This window comes from Armatimonadota bacterium (assembly GCA_016125185.1).
In the GTDB taxonomy this organism is placed as follows: domain Bacteria; phylum Armatimonadota; class Fimbriimonadia; order Fimbriimonadales; family Fimbriimonadaceae; genus Fimbriimonas.
The window spans coordinates 1,739,637-1,755,475 of the sequence record WGMG01000006.1; the positions used below are offsets into that span (position 1 = coordinate 1,739,637).

The 15,839-nt window shown below is 56.6% G+C and carries 17 protein-coding genes and 1 other RNA gene; 5 read left to right on the forward strand and 13 right to left on the reverse strand.

The annotated features are described in order from the left end of the window. Window positions 1-42: 42 nt before the first annotated feature. Window positions 43-375, forward strand: a complete 333-nt coding sequence (locus tag GC165_16250; GenBank protein ID MBI1334421.1) for a PadR family transcriptional regulator — start codon at window positions 43-45, stop codon at window positions 373-375. Continuing rightward, the gene (locus GC165_16255) at window positions 375-1,541 is read left to right on the forward strand and encodes a hypothetical protein (GenBank protein ID MBI1334422.1); all 1,167 of its coding nucleotides are present in this window, start codon (window positions 375-377) and stop codon (window positions 1,539-1,541) included. Before GC165_16250 ends, GC165_16255 begins: the two co-directional genes overlap by 1 nt. 3 nt (window positions 1,542-1,544) lie before the next feature. Here the strand turns inward: GC165_16255 and GC165_16260 are convergent, their stop codons facing one another. Then, window positions 1,545-2,027, reverse strand: a complete 483-nt coding sequence (locus GC165_16260) for an Rrf2 family transcriptional regulator (protein MBI1334423.1) — start codon at window positions 2,025-2,027, stop codon at window positions 1,545-1,547. A gap of 13 nt (window positions 2,028-2,040) precedes the next feature. After that, window positions 2,041-2,517: a carboxymuconolactone decarboxylase family protein gene (locus GC165_16265; GenBank protein MBI1334424.1), complete on the reverse strand. Its 477-nt coding sequence runs from the start codon at window positions 2,515-2,517 to the stop codon at window positions 2,041-2,043. 130 nt (window positions 2,518-2,647) lie between these two features. Between GC165_16265 and GC165_16270 the strand changes: the two genes are divergently transcribed. Further along, window positions 2,648-2,980 carry a PadR family transcriptional regulator gene (locus tag GC165_16270; protein MBI1334425.1) on the forward strand — a complete coding sequence of 111 codons (333 nt, stop codon included), beginning with the start codon at window positions 2,648-2,650 and terminating at the stop codon, window positions 2,978-2,980. Then, window positions 2,977-4,071: a hypothetical protein gene (locus GC165_16275; GenBank protein MBI1334426.1), complete on the forward strand. Its 1,095-nt coding sequence runs from the start codon at window positions 2,977-2,979 to the stop codon at window positions 4,069-4,071. The genes GC165_16270 and GC165_16275 overlap by 4 nt, the downstream gene beginning before the upstream one ends. A gap of 43 nt (window positions 4,072-4,114) precedes the next feature. Here the strand turns inward: GC165_16275 and recR are convergent, their stop codons facing one another. From recR to GC165_16310, 7 genes are all read right to left on the reverse strand, one after another. Beyond that, window positions 4,115-4,711, reverse strand: coding sequence for a recombination protein RecR (recR, locus tag GC165_16280; GenBank protein ID MBI1334427.1), 597 nt, complete (start codon window positions 4,709-4,711; stop codon window positions 4,115-4,117). A gap of 3 nt (window positions 4,712-4,714) precedes the next feature. Continuing rightward, entirely contained in the window at window positions 4,715-5,050 is a 336-nt protein-coding gene (locus GC165_16285; GenBank protein MBI1334428.1) for a YbaB/EbfC family nucleoid-associated protein, read from the reverse strand. Window positions 5,051-5,053: 3 nt separating this feature from the next. Then, window positions 5,054-6,703, reverse strand: coding sequence for a DNA polymerase III subunit gamma/tau (gene dnaX / locus GC165_16290; GenBank protein MBI1334429.1), 1,650 nt, complete (start codon window positions 6,701-6,703; stop codon window positions 5,054-5,056). Window positions 6,704-6,838: 135 nt separating this feature from the next. Then, window positions 6,839-6,937, reverse strand: an RNA gene (gene ffs, locus GC165_16295) — signal recognition particle sRNA small type. 36 nt (window positions 6,938-6,973) lie between these two features. After that, window positions 6,974-8,344 (reverse strand): hypothetical protein, encoded by a 1,371-nt coding sequence (locus GC165_16300; protein ID MBI1334430.1) that lies wholly within the window; start codon window positions 8,342-8,344, stop codon window positions 6,974-6,976. Between the two features lie 43 nt (window positions 8,345-8,387). After that, window positions 8,388-9,173: an ABC transporter permease subunit gene (locus GC165_16305; protein MBI1334431.1), complete on the reverse strand. Its 786-nt coding sequence runs from the start codon at window positions 9,171-9,173 to the stop codon at window positions 8,388-8,390. Window positions 9,174-9,184: 11 nt separating this feature from the next. Beyond that, on the reverse strand, window positions 9,185-10,033 hold the full coding sequence (locus GC165_16310) for an ATP-binding cassette domain-containing protein (GenBank protein ID MBI1334432.1): 849 nt from the start codon (window positions 10,031-10,033) through the stop codon (window positions 9,185-9,187). Window positions 10,034-10,379: 346 nt separating this feature from the next. Between GC165_16310 and GC165_16315 the strand changes: the two genes are divergently transcribed. Then, entirely contained in the window at window positions 10,380-11,597 is a 1,218-nt protein-coding gene (locus GC165_16315; GenBank protein MBI1334433.1) for an SGNH/GDSL hydrolase family protein, read from the forward strand. A 180-nt stretch (window positions 11,598-11,777) separates the two neighbouring features. Here the strand turns inward: GC165_16315 and GC165_16320 are convergent, their stop codons facing one another. From GC165_16320 to trpD, 4 genes are all read right to left on the reverse strand, one after another. Next, window positions 11,778-13,088 carry an acetylxylan esterase gene (locus GC165_16320; GenBank protein ID MBI1334434.1) on the reverse strand — a complete coding sequence of 437 codons (1,311 nt, stop codon included), beginning with the start codon at window positions 13,086-13,088 and terminating at the stop codon, window positions 11,778-11,780. A gap of 359 nt (window positions 13,089-13,447) precedes the next feature. Then, complete coding sequence (locus GC165_16325; protein MBI1334435.1) at window positions 13,448-14,044, reverse strand: N-(5'-phosphoribosyl)anthranilate isomerase; 597 nt, start codon at window positions 14,042-14,044, stop codon at window positions 13,448-13,450. After that, window positions 14,041-14,826 (reverse strand): indole-3-glycerol phosphate synthase TrpC, encoded by a 786-nt coding sequence (gene trpC / locus GC165_16330; GenBank protein ID MBI1334436.1) that lies wholly within the window; start codon window positions 14,824-14,826, stop codon window positions 14,041-14,043. The genes GC165_16325 and trpC overlap by 4 nt, the downstream gene beginning before the upstream one ends. Beyond that, on the reverse strand, window positions 14,823-15,827 hold the full coding sequence (gene trpD / locus GC165_16335) for an anthranilate phosphoribosyltransferase (GenBank protein MBI1334437.1): 1,005 nt from the start codon (window positions 15,825-15,827) through the stop codon (window positions 14,823-14,825). Before trpD ends, trpC begins: the two co-directional genes overlap by 4 nt. Window positions 15,828-15,839 lie beyond the last annotated feature (12 nt).

Below are 15,839 nucleotides of genomic sequence, written 5' to 3' on the forward strand. Positions count from 1 at the left end.
ACTGATGTATAATTCCAATACCTCAGAAATGGGAGGTATGAAATGGCATTCAAAACGGATAATGAAGCACTGATCCTAGGGGTTCTTGCCGAACGGTCGCTCCACGGCTATGAAATCTCCAAGCAGATCAAACTCAAAAGCAAGGACGCGCTCGCGCTCCCCGAAAACAAGCTCTACCCTGCGCTCCACAAACTGGAAGAGCAAGGCCTGATCTCCGCCGAATGGGTTCCCCAGCATGGACGGCCGGATCGTAAGGTCTACTCGATCACCGCCGAGGGAACCCAGGAACTCCAAAACCAGCGCTCCGCGTGGCAAAAGTTCGTCACCAACATCAACTCGGTGATGATGGATGCAGCCATCAAGGAGGGCAAATAATGGCACGGTTTGCAGACTGGTATTCGGTCGAACTCGATAGCTACCTGAAGGGCCGCATGTCCGATGTCCGGCGCTTCGAGGCGGTCAAGGAAATCATGAGCCACCTTGCCGAACACGTCGACGATCTGATGGAGAAGGGGATGGAACCAATTCAAGCGGAAAAGGCCGCGATCTCATCGTTCGGATCACCCAGAGACGCCGCCCTTAACCTGCTGAGTCAAGGTCCTCGCTGGCGGTTTGGCGGCATGTTCCACACACTGAGCGGCATCGCGCTCTTCTTCAGTCTCATCTTCGGTGCCTGGTTGATGCGCGCCTACATGATGCACCTGGGTATGGCCTACAACTTCACATATGGCGCTCTAGGGTCGATCTGGGCTGTGCCCGTACTCGCGCTCCTCGGCGGTTTCTTTTCGCGTAAAAGCGATTGGCGAAAACTAGCCCTGGGATGGGCGGCCGGACTGGCGGTGTCTGGTTGCTACTTGGTCTTTGGTCCTCAGCCCACCTTTGCCGACGTCCCGAAGGGAGAGCTTCCCGCCAAAATCAATCTTTGGACTGATGGCCTAAACGCGACGAAAAAGCTGGCAAGTCTCGAACGTCAGATTGAGTCCAACTTCTCGTCAAACTACGATGACGGCCGGTATCAGACGAAGCCGGTCAACAAGGAGCAGGCCCTCGACGCTATTCGGAAGGTCGGCCCCCAGCTTTTGCAGGTCAAGCCGAGCTACGTCTCTCTCAACGGAAAACTGACCGCCGGGTTCCTGGTTCCTACTTCAACCAACGGAATGAACTCCTACTACTATCGCACGAGATATCACTACTCCGCCAGCGACCACGAGTTCAATCCTCCAACCGGAGAGGAATTCCCGTGGACCTACATGAATCTCAAATATGTTGCCACGGCCGACGAGGCTCTTGATGCATGGGCCAGTCGTTCGTCCCCATATCGAAGTTCGTCCTTCGAAATGATTGCCGACGAGCAGCAGTCATTCCTGTCGATGGCAAACCGAATGTCAAATCGAACCAGCACCGATGCCGCGACCGAAGTGATTGGATCGATGGCTCTGTCTGGCTTCATCTTCCTCCTCATCGCGTATGTCCTAGGTTTTATCGCATCCAAGATCCCAACGATCACCTTCTACTCGTCGTTCCGGCGTCGCCTTGCGTAGCCGCTAACGAATCCTCTCGGCAAACCACTCAGCCGACCTCTCCAGAGTCGGCTGATCCGCCGTTTCGGCCAGCTCCCGGAGCACATCCGCCAGAGATGTCTGTGCAAGCTCACGATGATAAGCCTTCTCCGCTTTCCGCATCGCCACGGCAATGAGGCAAGGCCCCTTCCCTCGATTCACCAGACAGGGGTTGTTGAATCGGATATCCGTACAGCGAAAGCAGTTCGAGTTCCCCTCCAGTCCAAGCACAATGTCTAGGAGCGAAATCTCGGCCGCTGGCTTCGCTAACTGGTATCCACCCTTTGGCCCCACTGAACCACTGAGGATTCCTGCCTCCTCAAGCCGCTGGAGTCCCTTGGCCAAATAGGCCTTCGGAACTCCATGAAACTCCGCAAGCGACGCTACCGACAGCCGCCGCCCCTCCGGTAAACCGGCCAATACGGCACAGCAGTGAATCGCCCATTCGACCTGATTCCCGTGCTGCATGCCAAGAGGATGACTAACTGAGGCCCGCTTGGTCAAGGCCAAACATCTTGTCGTAGGCGCCAGGAGTGGTTCGGAACACCGCATTCAGCCGGTTCCAAGCGTTGATGAGCCCGATTCCGTACACCAAGGCCACAAACTCCTTCTCCGAAAAGTGTTGACGCGAAGCATTGTAGAGATCATCGCTGACACCCTGATCGGGGTGAAGAGTCAAATGCTCGGTGAGAGCCAACGCTGCCCGCTCTCGCTCACTAAAGAGGTTCGATTCCGGCCATGCCGCGATGTGATACAGCTTCAGTTCCCTCTCCCCGGCTATCTTGGCCTCCTTGGAGTGCATGTCCAGGCAGAAGCTGCATCGGTTGATCTGGGAGGCGCGGATGTCCACCAGGTAAAGCAGAGAGCCGTCAATCCCCTCCTGGACGCTTCGGCCGAGGGCCGCCATGTCCATTGCCCAGCTCGGGGCGATCGTCGAATAGTTGAGTCGTTTCTCCATACTCATATTATGGATACTATTTGTCCGAAATAAACGAATCGCGGACAAAAAGTATCCGTATTTAATATTTTTCTTGTATACCTAGAAAATTGATGTATGATATTCATACATAGAAATAAGAGGTATCAAAATGGGATTTAAAGGCGACTTGGAAGCACTGATCTTAGCGGTCATCGGCGATCACGCACTCCACGGCTACGAGATATCGAAGCGAATTCGAACTCAAAGCCAGGACGTGCTGAAGTACGGCGAGGGCCAGCTCTACCCTGCCCTCCACAAACTCGAAGAATCGGGCTTCGTTGCCGCCGAATGGATCGAGCAGGATGGAAAGCCGAATCGGAAGGTCTACTCCCTGACCCCCGCAGGCAAAGTCGAACTCGAAAAGAGAAAGTCGGCTTGGACAAAGTTCGTCGCTGGCGTCGGGGGAGTCTTCTCCGCCCAAACCATGGAGGAAGGAAAATGAACCTTAGCTACATCGACTGGTACCTTGTCGAAATGGGTCGAGAGCTCAACGGCCTCATGCCCGACGAGCGCCGCGAAGCCCTCCTCTTCGAGACCAAAAATCACCTGATGGCGATCGTCGAAGAACTAACCGATGAAGGACAACAGCAGACCGAAGCCGAAAAGACCGCCATCGAGCGGTTCGGCGATCCTCGGACCATCGCGCGTCAGTTTGTGCGCACCGGCCACGACAGCCAAGGCACATTCGCCCGAGTGGCTCGCGGATCTCTGGTCTCCATGATGACGCTCTTCCTTGTCCTTGGTGCCATTGCCGTCCCATTCGTTCCTCAGTATGTCTTCGGCTGGCTCCTCTTCGCGTCTTTCGCGCTCTTCGGCATCTACGCGCGCCTCACCGGACTCATGCCCAAGGTCACTACCTTCCTCATTCCGGCCGCCGTCATCGCTGGACTGGCTCTACCCACCGCCGGCTTCTTCTCCTACTACCAGTCGTACAACGGGAGCCCAATCCTCCTTCCGAGAAATCAACTTCATGCCATGGCCGCCGATGCCGCTTCGAGGGATCGCAAGGCGATCGCTTTCGAGGATCACATCATCAGTCAGTGGAAGCAGATTCTCAGCGATCCGAAGTTCGCCAACGGCATCCCGGATGGTTCTTCTCTTTTGATCCCAGCCCTGCGTGAGGGCGGAGGCAACGGTATCTTCGTCCTCATGCCGATGGAGCCAGGAAAGACCTTCCATAAAGTCGACGGCAACGAACAAATCCTTCTCGGCGGCCCAAATGTGAGGCTGTCTGTCCCTGTTGCGAGGGCCGATGATGTGATCAAAGGCCCAGTATCCCGCGCTAAATTTGAGAGCCAAATGAAGGAGCAGATCGCTCAGACCGGTTGGCAAAGGAACTTCCGCGGTCAAGCGGTTGGCATCCTCGAATCCGCCGCCGACCGACCGTTCATCGAATGCTACGGGTTCTTCACGCTGCCACTCCTGGCGATGTACTTGCTGGGTGGAGTGCCCGTTGGCCTCCTTGCGAGCCTGCTTGGGTCGGCAATGCACCGATACTTCCGACTTCGCCGACTCAAACTCCGTCTGGCTTAGCTCACTCGCCCCGCCCTTGCCCTCGCACTCGCCCTGAATTATGCTACATCTCTCGGCGATACTCAAGCGCCGAGAGAAGGGTGGCCGAATCGGCGTAGTCCAATTCGCCACCGATCGGCATACCGTGCGCAATCCGCGTCACCTTGAGTCCGACCGGCTTCAAAAGCTTCGCCAAATAAAGCGCTGTCGAGTCACCCTCGATGGTCGGATTCGTCGCCACGATCACCTCTTCGATGGGCTCATGGTGGAACCGCTCAAGCAATTCGCGAATCCGAAGCTGCTCCGGGAAAATGTTGTCAACCGGGGAGATCAGCCCGTGAAGCACGTGGTACTGCCCCTTGTAGTCGTTGATCCGCTCGATCGCTACAATATCGCGTGGCTCGCCCACCACGCACACAACGGTCTTATCGCGCCGCACATCGCGGCAGATTTCGCACTCTTCCGACTCAGAAATGTTCTGACAGCGTATGCAGAATCGTAGCTTCTGCTTAGCGTTCATGATGGAAGAAGCCAACTTCTCCGCCTCGTGGTCGGGCACGCGCAGAAGGTGGTAAGCCAAGCGTTGCGCCGATTTCGGCCCAACGCCTGGGAGTTTCTCAAGCTCCGCGATCAGCTCAGCAAGCGGTTTCGCGAATAGCAAGGTTTAGAGCCCGAGGCCGGGAATAGGAGGCAGACCCTTCGTGATTTCACTGACGCGATCCGCGCGCAGTTCGACCGCCTTCTCAAAGCCGTCGCGAATCGCGCCCGTGATCAGGTCTTCAAGAGCTTCGACATCGTCGGGATCGACGACGCTCTTATCGATCTTGATCGTCTGGATGCGGCCGGTTCCATCGAAGGTCGCTTTGACCGGGCCTTTGTCGACGTTGATGGTCTCCGTCTCCAGCTCTTGCTCCAGGTTCTGAGCCCGAGCCATCGCATTCTGAACGTTCGCCATGAGCCCGCCGCCCATGCCACCACCGAGTCCTTTTGGAAGTTTCATTGTCTAACTTAAATCCTCTTCTTTGTTATCCGAAAGGTTGAAAACTTCTTTTACCAACCTTTCGAGCCGTGCGCCTTCAACGTGTAATTCTACCGCTTCAGACTCAATCAGCTTGTGATTGTTTTTTTTTTCAAGGATGAATTCAAGTTTCGTGCCTTCCCGGCCAATTGCCGCTAATTGGTCAGTCACGAACTTAATTCTCTGTGCATTTTCGTTGAACCACTCGAAGTCGATCTGCCGATGGATCGCCACCACCATCTTCTCGCCCGAGTCCTCGATCAAGGACGCCGCGTCGAGCTTCAGCTTATGCATGGTCGGCTTTCCGGTGTTTGGATTGATTGGAAGGGAGTTCCACAGCCGATCCCAATCGTTGTTTTCTGGTCGTCCATTGCCAGAAGAAGGCGCCAGCGCAGGCTCAGAAACGGGAGCCGCCTCAACCGGCGGAGTCGTTTCAACTGGAGGCGTTTCCACCACCGCTCGAACCTCTCTTGGTGCGGCTTCCCGAGGCATTGGCTTCGGTTCTTCACGCGCGGGCGCAGCCCGAACCGGTTCCGGCTGGGTTCCCGCCGTGGCAATGCGGATCAGCTCGCTCTCCAGCCAGAGCTTCGGCAGCGAGATGTCTCGAATGATCTTGTGCGCCTCGGCCAGCGCTGCCCGAACCTGAATCAGGAACGGCTTGCCCAACCGCGCCGCAATCTCGTGGAGCGACGACTCGCGCACTGCGTCTACTCCTTCGCCCGGCACCTGATAGATCGCCCGAGTTAGGTCCGCCAGTCGATGAAGCATCGACTCTAGCAACGACCGGGGGTCGCGTCCCGTGCGGATGATCTCTTCCAGCAGCGTGATGATCTTCGGCACATCGCCAATCTGCACCGCAATCAAAAGATCGTCGACTGACTGCTCCGAGACCAATCCCAACTGGTCGTAAACCAGATCGACCGAAATCTGCCCTTCCGACACGATGATCGCCTGTTCGAGCAGCGTTAGCGCATCTCGAAAGCCGCCGTCTGCCATTCGCGCGATCGCCGCAATCGCGGCCGGCTCTGCCGTCACACCTTCCTGCTGGCAAACGTAGTTCAGCCGGTCGATAAGGTTCTTCAGCGAGGCTCGGTGGAATTCGTACTTCTGGCATCGCGATCGAATCGTCGCCGGAACCTTGTTGTACTCCGTCGTCGCCAAGATGAAAACCAGGTGAGCCGGAGGCTCCTCGACCGTCTTTAGCAGGGCGTCAAATGCCTTGGGCGAGAGGTCATGGACCTCGTCGATGATGAAAACTTTGTAGCGACCGACCATCGGCGCATACGACACCACATCCACGATCTTATCGCGAACGTCATCCACGCCCGAGTCGCTCGCGGCGTCCATCTCGATAACGTCGGGGTGAGACCCGTTGGTGATCATGACGCATTGCTCGCACTCGTTGCACGGCGTCCCCGAGGGGCCCTTTTCGCAATTGAGCGCTTTGGCCAGCAGGCGGGCCGAAGAAGTCTTTCCCGTGCCGCGCGGACCCGTGAAAAGGAAGGTTTGGGCGGTCCGCCCAGAGTTCAGAGCGTTTTGGATCGTTCGTACGACATGGTCTTGCCCGATCAGATCCTCAAAGGTCTGACTTCGATATTTTCGGTAGAGAGCAAGTTGTGCCACGAGAAAACGAATTCACCGCCACAAGCCATATCTGCGACAAGACCCACGCTCATGGCTCGTCCGAACCAGCCAGCAAGGGTCAAATCTTCAAAAGCCTGACTTCGATTTTTTTGATTGAAAGCAAGTCGTACCACAAGAGAACGAACTCACTGCCGGGAGGGCCGCGTCACCCAGAGTTTCACCTTACCGCTGCTGCCTTCCGGCCCTGACGGAGTTCGATGAACTGCTGCCGCGCAGTTCCCGGCGATGAATTGTAGCACCGCCGGGCACTGACTTGCTTTGTCATTGACCGCGAAGAATCGGAATATCCGCTTCGCCAGTCGCAGTATGCGTGTAGTCCTTCTCGGTATCGTGATACCCGGCCGATCGGATCACGGGCGTCGTTCCACGGTACTTTCCGCGAAGAAGGATTTGGTCCTTCGAGATCGGAAGCGAAAGGTACAGGCACTTCATTCCCGGGCGGATATCCGTTCGCATATTCGTCGGATTCTCCTTGTCGGTCATGCCTTCGCCGTTCCATCCGAACTTGTCCTGAATGTGCTCAGGCGCCGATCGCGGGTTGTAGTAGAACTCCAGGACGTAGTTGTCGCCGAAGAACGGATACATCGTTGGGTCGCGGCTCATGTCGATCGTCTTGTCGAACCGTTGGTTTCGAACAAAGAGCTGCTCCTGCATGTAGGTGCTCTGTCGATCAGGGTCGAAGTTGACTGTCGCCCCCTTGTCCCAGTTGTCACCACCCGGAATCACGTTCGGGAAATTCGCATCGCGCAGAACGCATCGAATTCGCGAACCAATCGAAAGGACGTTCCAGTTACCCTGAACGCGGATCACGCGCTCGTCGGTAACCGTCACCTTCACGCTGAATCCTACGTCGAACGGAGGATTGACGTCGTACCCTTCAAGGCTGCGGTTCTCCTTCTCAGCGAAGTAGCCGCGTTGGGACATACGAATCAATAGCGTGTCGAGGTTGTTCTCAATCGTATCGCGGTTCTGACGAAGCTGGTAGTTGCGTCGATCTTTGTCCTCGTCGTAGGCCGCTTGGGCGATATCGTAGACCGTATACCAGTGGTTCAGGGCCTTGTCGATTTCGCCGTTGCGCTCATACAAACGACTTAAGAGGTTTCGTCGCGCCGGTTGAAGCAGGATGTCCTGCTTGCTGTCGGCTTGCTCCATCCAGTACACCGCCTTATCATAGTTGTCGTCGATCTTGTGGTACCAAAGCCAACCGGTTTCAAAGTACAGTTCGTAGGTGTTCGGGTTCTGCTTTGCGCCTTCCTCGCCGAGGGCCAAAGCCGAAGGCAGGTAGCGTCGGTCAGACCGTTGCTCCTCGTCCGTAAAGTTGTAGCCGATGTGCCACATACCCGTCGCGTACACGTCGATTTCGTGCGGGTCCAGGAACGTAACCAAGCGGATGATCGGAAGAATCGCGTCGTAGTTGCCAGACTCGAAGAACGAGTCAGCGCGAACCCACAGGATACCGGCGATGAACTCGCGGAATCCGGCGAGCGCGAACAGCATCTGGTCTGCACCAAGTCCGCCGGTGATCAGGTCCTTACCGGACTGTACCGGGCTGTAGTTCTGGCTCCAGCCGGGGTAGACCATCTTACTGCCCCAGAACGCTTGCAAGCCGAACAGGGCTAGGCCGGCGGCCATCAGATTGCTTCTCAGCTTTCTTTTGCTTGCGGTTGCCACTGGATTAGACCTCTCTTCGGTCGAAGATCAGCATGCCTGCGATGAGCATGATGACGATGTAGAACAGACCGTAAACCACCGCGTTGACCGCGTAGGCAAACTGGTTCTGGATGACCGTCTCTGGGTTGATTAGCTTGTTCTGAACGTTATAGCTCGCGAAGTTCGGCAGGATCGTACTAACGAACCAAGCCAATCCCTTCGAGAACGCCGGAGCGTTCGGGTTCTTATTGAACGAGTCGAAGAACGCGTAGCCCAAGGTTCCGATCAGGTAAATACCACCGCTGAGGAAGAAGTTCACCAACGGTGCGACGAACGTCGAAAGGCACATCGCCACCGACGCAAGCAAGCTCATCTGAACGAAGAACATGCCGATGCCCTGGAGAAGTTCGATACCCTTCGCCCAGTCGTGTTGCATCACGCCGAACTCGAGGATCGTCACACAAGCCATCAAACCCATCATCAGCGCCAGCGCGGACACCGCTCCTAGGTACTTGCCCATGAGGAACTGGAACCGCTGAACCGGCTTGGAGAGAATGGTGTAAATGGTGCGCCGCTCAATCTCGTTCGGCAACATGTACACAGTGAGCGTAATCGCGATCACTGCGCTGCTGAGCTGAACGATACCGAGGACGAAACCGGTCAAAACCGTCTTTTCTTGGCGGGCCGAAAGCACGCCGAGAAGCGGAGCGACGAAAAGAAGAATGGTCGCGACAAAAAGAATGATGAGGAGCACGCGGCGTCGAATCGCTTCGCCAACCGTTGCCTTTGCAATTGCGATAATCGGTCTCATAGTTGCTCCGGTTATTTGGCGGTGACCGTCTCCACAAACAGGTCTTCAAGGCGCTTTTTGCGCGGGACGACGCTGATCACCGAGCCGCCGTTCGAGCGAACGCCGTCGATGAGGGCATTGATGTCGGACTCTTCCGGAACATCGAACAGCAGGCCCGACGGAATCTCGTGCAGGTTGCTATCGTTGATCTTGAAGTCCTCGAGCAGACCTCGCTTGACACCCGAAACCGAAAGCTCGACGCGACCACCACGAAGGAGTTCGGTCAGCTTGCCTTGTCGGGCGATAACGCCGTGGTTGATGATCGCGACTCGGTCGCAGATCAGTTCGACTTCGCTCAACTCGTGCGAGGAAATGAAGACCGTTCGGCCTTCTTCGCGGAAGCTAAGGATGAGGTCTCGAATCTCGCGGTGTGCGATGGGGTCCAGACCACCCGTCGGCTCGTCCAAGAAGAGGAGTTTGGGGTCGTTGAGAAGAGCCTGCGCCAGTCCGATGCGCTGCTGCATACCTTTCGAGAACTGCGAAATGGTCTTCGTCTTGTCTCGGTGGAGGTTCACTTTCTCCAGCAGCATGTCCATGCGGGCCGTGTCCGAAATACCAAAAAGCGATCCGTAAAACTTAAGGATCTCCATTCCCGTCATGTACTCGTAATAGTACGGTCGTTCGGGAACGTAGCTGATGATCTTGTGGACATCGTAGTCGCCAAGTTCTTTTCCTAAAACGTAGCCTTCACCCGCTGTCGGTTCGATGATGCTCAGGAGCATCTTAATCGTCGTCGTCTTTCCTGCGCCGTTCGGGCCAAGGAAGCCGAAGATTTCACCTTCTTCAACGTGCAAATCGAGCTGCTTGACAACGTCAACCATCCCGTGCGCTTTACTCTTGTAACTTTTCGTCAGTTTTTTGGTTTCAATGGCGGCGGCCAAGGGACGCACACCTCCCGTGTATGATTTCGGCGTAATGATACCTAGTCCGGGCGCTTACGCGACGCTCGGCACGGGAAGTGACAACATTAATGATGCCAAAGTTCCCGTTTCTCTTTTTTCCGGTACCAGGTTCTGAGCTGGCCCAAAATTTGAGTCTAGATATGGTGTTCGCCCTCGTAAAAATACGAGCCTAACTTTACCTCTATTTGGTACTGACTACGTCAACGTTAAGGATTGACCTGCCCGCCTACTTCGGCCTCTTGGCCTGGGTCGGTAGAATGGCCCCATGAACACCTTGATCGTCGGCGCAGTGTTGCTTTGCGCTGGCTTGGGACTAACCACCTCGGCGGGCCGCGAGAATCCGCACTGGGTGTGCTGTTGGGGCGGCTCTCCCCAGCTAACCGAACCCGGCAATATGCCACCTAACCCGGGCCTTGCCGATTCCACGCTTCGCCAGGTCGTTCATCTATCCCTTGGCAGTAACCGGTTCCGATTCCATTTCTCAAACGCGTACGGAACCCGGCCACTCACGCTCATGGCTGTTCACATCGCCCAATCCGCCGGAAGCGGAAAGATCGACGTCGCCACCGATACGCCCTTGGCCTTCGGCGGACAGCCCTCCGTCACCATTCCTCCTGGAGCCGAGTTCGCGTCGGACCCCGTCAAGTTCGATGCAAAGGCCATCACCGATGTCATGGTCACCATCCGCGTTCAAGACGCCACCCGGACCATCACCGGTCACCCGGGTGCTCGGTGCACCAGCTACATCACCGCTGGTGATCACGTTTCCGACGCATCTCTGCCCGACGCCGTCCCGGTCCAGCACTGGTACTACATCTCCGCTCTCGACGCCCAAGCTCCCGCCTCGTCGGCCACCGTCGCCATTATTGGCGACTCGATTACCGATGGCCGTGGATCGACCACCGACGAAAACCGACGCTGGCCGGATTTCCTCGCTCGACGTCTCCAGGCCGACAAAGTCGCCCACCGGATCGCTATCGTCAACCAGGGCATTGGCGGCAACCGCATCCTAAATGACGGCCTTGGCCCCAGCGTCATGGCCCGGTTCGATCGCGACGTCATTGGCCGAGCAGGGGTCAAGTGGGTTGTATTGTTCGAAGGCATCAACGACTTTGGCACCAAATCCAGCGCACAGGGCCCTGGCCGTCCAGCCCAGGAAATCGCAAATGACCTCATCGCCGCCTATAGCGAACTGATCAACCGAGCCCATGACCACGGCATCAAAGCCATCGGCGCGACCATCACGCCTTGCGGAGAATCCTTCTATTTCTCGCCCGAACTCGAAGCCGCTCGCCAATCCTTTAATAAGTGGATTCGCACCAGCGGCAAGTTCGACGCCGTGTTCGACTTCGATAAGGCGATCCAAGACCCGAACACTCCAACAAAACTCCGCGCCGAAGCCGACTCGGGCGACCACCTCCACCTATCCGACGAAGGTTATCGTCTCCTCGCCGAATCCATCGATATCGGTTTTTTCGCGTAATCCCAGGCAAACGGTCAAGTGCAGCGCCATTCTCCCTCGCTGGCCGAGGGGCGATTAAGTGAGGTCAACCTGCTTTGGAGTGCTCAAGCCGGCTTGAGCTTTGGACCAGCGAAGCCTGCTTCGCTGAATCAGAAAAGCTGGATGCCATGCCCTACCAACCGAACAAAGGACTCCTAACCTTCAGAAATACTTGCTCGCGAACTCAATAAACGTCGGCCAATTCGGACCATTCGTATGCCCGCCGCTATGCTGACGGAACCCCAAGTCCCCGGCGATCAGCGCCGTTTCCATCGGCGGCATCTCCATGGTCCCCAAACCCTTCTTGCCCAACAGCTTGTAAACCGGACTCGCGTACGCCGTCGCCAAGAACATTCCCTTGTCATCGACCCAGGTCCCTTCGACATTCGGCGAACCGCAGCTCACAAACACTGGCCTTGGCGCACACAGCGCGATTAACTCATGGGCATCCACCGGCAGGTCGTTCGGCGTCAGCGGACCCGCATATTTCAGATAGTTCCCCGCCATCCAATGGTATTCGCCCGAACCCGCCAGATTCTCAACCTTCTCGCCGAAGTCCCTCCGCATCAACTTTGCTCCACCATTGCCCGAGGAACCCACAAACGCAATCGCAAACCGAGGCTCATATGCCATCGTCACCAGCGTTGCCTTGCCGTACCGCGACAAACCTTCGATCGCCACCTTCTTAGCGTCAACTGCCTTGTCAGTTTCCAGATAGTCGAGCCCTCGGCTCGCTCCCCAGGCCCACGCCCGCAACGAACCCCAGTCGTCCACCTTACGAGGTTGACCCTTGTTCGCCAGGCCAATGATTCCTTCCGTCAAACCGCCGCCATTGTCCGCTTGATAAGAGGTCGGCACGATCACCGCATAGCCCCATCCCTTCGCCAAAAGCTGTTCCTTCCAACTTGGCGGCTGAGGTCCGCCTTGCGGATTTGGTCGCGGACCAAAGTTGCCGCCGAATCCAAACTCCATCACGACCGGAACCTTCTTGGTCGCATCTTTCGGCGTACTCAAGCTCATTCGAATATCGACTTTGATGGCCGGACAGGACGAATTATCGACGTGGCCAACAAGCGTTTTCGTGACCACCTTGTACGACCCGACTGTCTCGTCCTTCGTATCCGTTACCTCCCAATTCACCTTAAACTTCTGCTTGGGAGCCCGTCCATAGACTTCCCGGTCGAAGTCCTCAAAAAGCTCTTTGCGCCGCGCCGCCCAATCGCGCGCTGTCTTCACCGGCTTTCCGTTCCTAAAGACCAGCGGGTCGGGCAAAGACGTATAGGTGGTCGCCTTCGCCTCGTCCACGTTCTGATAGTTCGCAGCTTTGGGGTTCATCCCATCTGCCCCCGGACGCAGACTATCGATATGGAGTAGCTCCATCAGCCGCTTGTGGTCTTGCTCGGCGGTTAACTTGACGGGTTGTTGAAAGACGAGCGGCAATGCGAGAACGAAAAGGCTTGAAACAACGACCATGGTGATTCTCCTTCGTCGCCATCGTACCACCCGTAAGGCAGCCTGGTTGATTTACCGATACATTTACTTATGCGAAACCTACAAGTTCGTTAACAAAACACCTTTTTATCTACCTTCAATTCTAGCTTTAGGGCCAAAATTTGAACTTAGCGCCAACATTTTTACACTTTGTAAGAATTTTGTAAGAATAGCCCTTGACAATGTATTTGCCTGCCTCGTATCATTACCGATACCGAAGCGGGACGCCCCCGGGGGAGAAACGAACACGAGGGGCCAAAGCAATCGGTGCAAGCCTTGGCGAGGGTCGCTTTAGCTCTCCTTTCAGCGCCCTCGCACTTTTTTTGTCAAGGCACCAAACCCTACGCCTGCTTCGCGTTCTGAATAAAGTCCTTCAGCATCGCCGCATCTTTCAAACCTGGCTTCTCCTCGATCCCGCTCGACACGTCCACCATAAACGGACGCACCCGCCGCACCGCATCGGCCACGTTGCCCGGGTTCAATCCGCCTGCCAAAATCACCGGCCGCTCCGCACACTGCACAAATTCCGACGCAAAATCCCAGTCGATCATCGCTCCCGTTCCACCGTACGCCCCATCCTTATAGGCATCCAAAAGCAGGGCTGATGAGTTGACCGTCAACTGCGCAAAGTCGGAAGCTTTTTGCCCGGGTCGGACCCGCAGAACATGAATCCGCTTGGTTGACGGCTCGGGATACTCTTCCCACTCCGACCCCTGCACCAAATCGAAGATGCCCGCAAAGGCCGGCTTATGCACCCGGCCAAACACCGCCACCTTGATCGGCACCGGCGGCAACACCTTTAGCCATTCCAGATCAAACTCGCTGATGCACCTCGGAGACGACGGCTCGTGGACAAATCCCACCGCATCCGCCCCCAACTCGATGGCGAGCTCCGCATCCTTATAATTGGTCAGACCGCAAATTTTCACCCTCGTCATCGGCCCATTACCTCACGCACCTTGGCCCCAATGTCGGGCGATCCGCAAAACGCCGTTCCAATCAGCACCGCGTCCGCGCCATAGCCAGCTACCCTCGCCACATCGTCGTGCGCATGCAGCGCGCTCTCGCTCACCTTAAAGATGTGATCGGGAATGAGGTTAATCAGTCTCCGAGTCGTCTCGATGTCCGTCTCAAAAGTCGAAAGGTCTCGATTGTTAATTCCAATCAGATCTGGACTCAGACCAAGCGCAATCTCCGTTTCGGGCTCATTGTGGACTTCGACCAAAACATCCACGCCTCGCTCCTTCGCCGCATCAAATAGCGACCGCAAGCGCTCGACCTCCAGTCCAGCCACAATCAGCAAAATGCAGTCCGCCCCCCAGACCAACGCCTCATCGATTTGGTATTCGTCGAAAATGAAGTCCTTCCGAAGCAGAGGGATATGAACTTCCTTTCGCACCGCCCGCAGATACTCCGGCGATCCCTTAAAGTAAGGCTCGTCGGTCAGCACCGACAAACACTCCGCCCCACTTGCCTCATAAGTCTTAGCGATCTCGACCGGGTTGAACTCTCCGTTGTAAATCTGCCCCTGCGACGGACTCGCCTGCTTCACCTCGGCGATCAACGCAGGCTTAGCCGGAGCATTCTGCAGTGCTTGCAAAAACCCGAGCCGGCGCGGACTATCCTTGGCGAAAGCCCGAAGCTCCGCCGGTGAAAGAATCGACTTCGACCGCTCGACTTCGTCTCGCTTGGTCAAAAAAATCTTCTCAAGAATCGTCAAGCGTCTTTCCTCAGATGCTCAAGCTTGTCGGCACCCTTGCCCGACCGCACCGTCTCACGCGCCAATTCATAGGCCGACGGCCAAGAGTCGGCCAGACCCGCCAACCGAATAGCCACCGCCGCGCTGGGCAAGACGGCAAGACACTTGTCGGAGTCGACCTCGGTCACCGCTCGGATCAGCATGTTGCCATTCTCGATTGACGTTTCCGCCGACAACAACGCCGAGAAATCGACCGGCTTTGCCCCAAATGTCGCCGGAGTCCACTCCTCTCGTCGCATCTCGCCGTTCTCGATGACCCGAACCTGCGTCGTGCTGATCGGCGAAATCTCATCCAGCCCCGGCTCGCCATGCACCACAATCGAAAACTCCGACTCTAGTCGCAAGAGCGTCTCCCCTACGATATTCAGGAGCGCCGGGTCCCACACGCCGACGATTTGTCGCCGGGCCGCCGCCGGATTCAACAGGGGGCCAAGAATGTTGAACACCGTGCGAAAAGGCAATTCCTTGCGAATTGGCGCAACCCGCGCCGCCGTCGGATGAAACTTCGGCGCAAAAAGGAAGGCAAAGCCCAAGTGCTCTAGTCGCCTAGTGGCAATCTCCGGCCCTTCACAGATCGGAACCCCGATCGCTTCCAGCACGTCGGCGCTCCCAAATCGACCCGTCACCGCTCGATTGCCGTGCTTGGCCACCACGGCACCCGCCGCCGCTGCGATGATCGCCGCCGCCGTCGAGACGTTAAACGACGACACGCCTCCGCCCGTCCCACAGGTGTCGATATGGTTATCGACGTGGCATGGCACCGGCACTGCGTCCTCTCGGAGTCGCTGAGCAAAGCCCGCCAATTCATCGGCCTGAATCCCCTTCACCGCCAAAGCCGTCAAGAAGGCGGAAATCTGTGCGGGAGTTCCTTCGCTAACGATCGCTCCGATCAAGACGTTGGCTTCCGGCATGGTGAGATTCTCCCGGAGGACAATCTTGTGGAGGAGCGTCGCTTGGTCCATCGTTCAATTCAT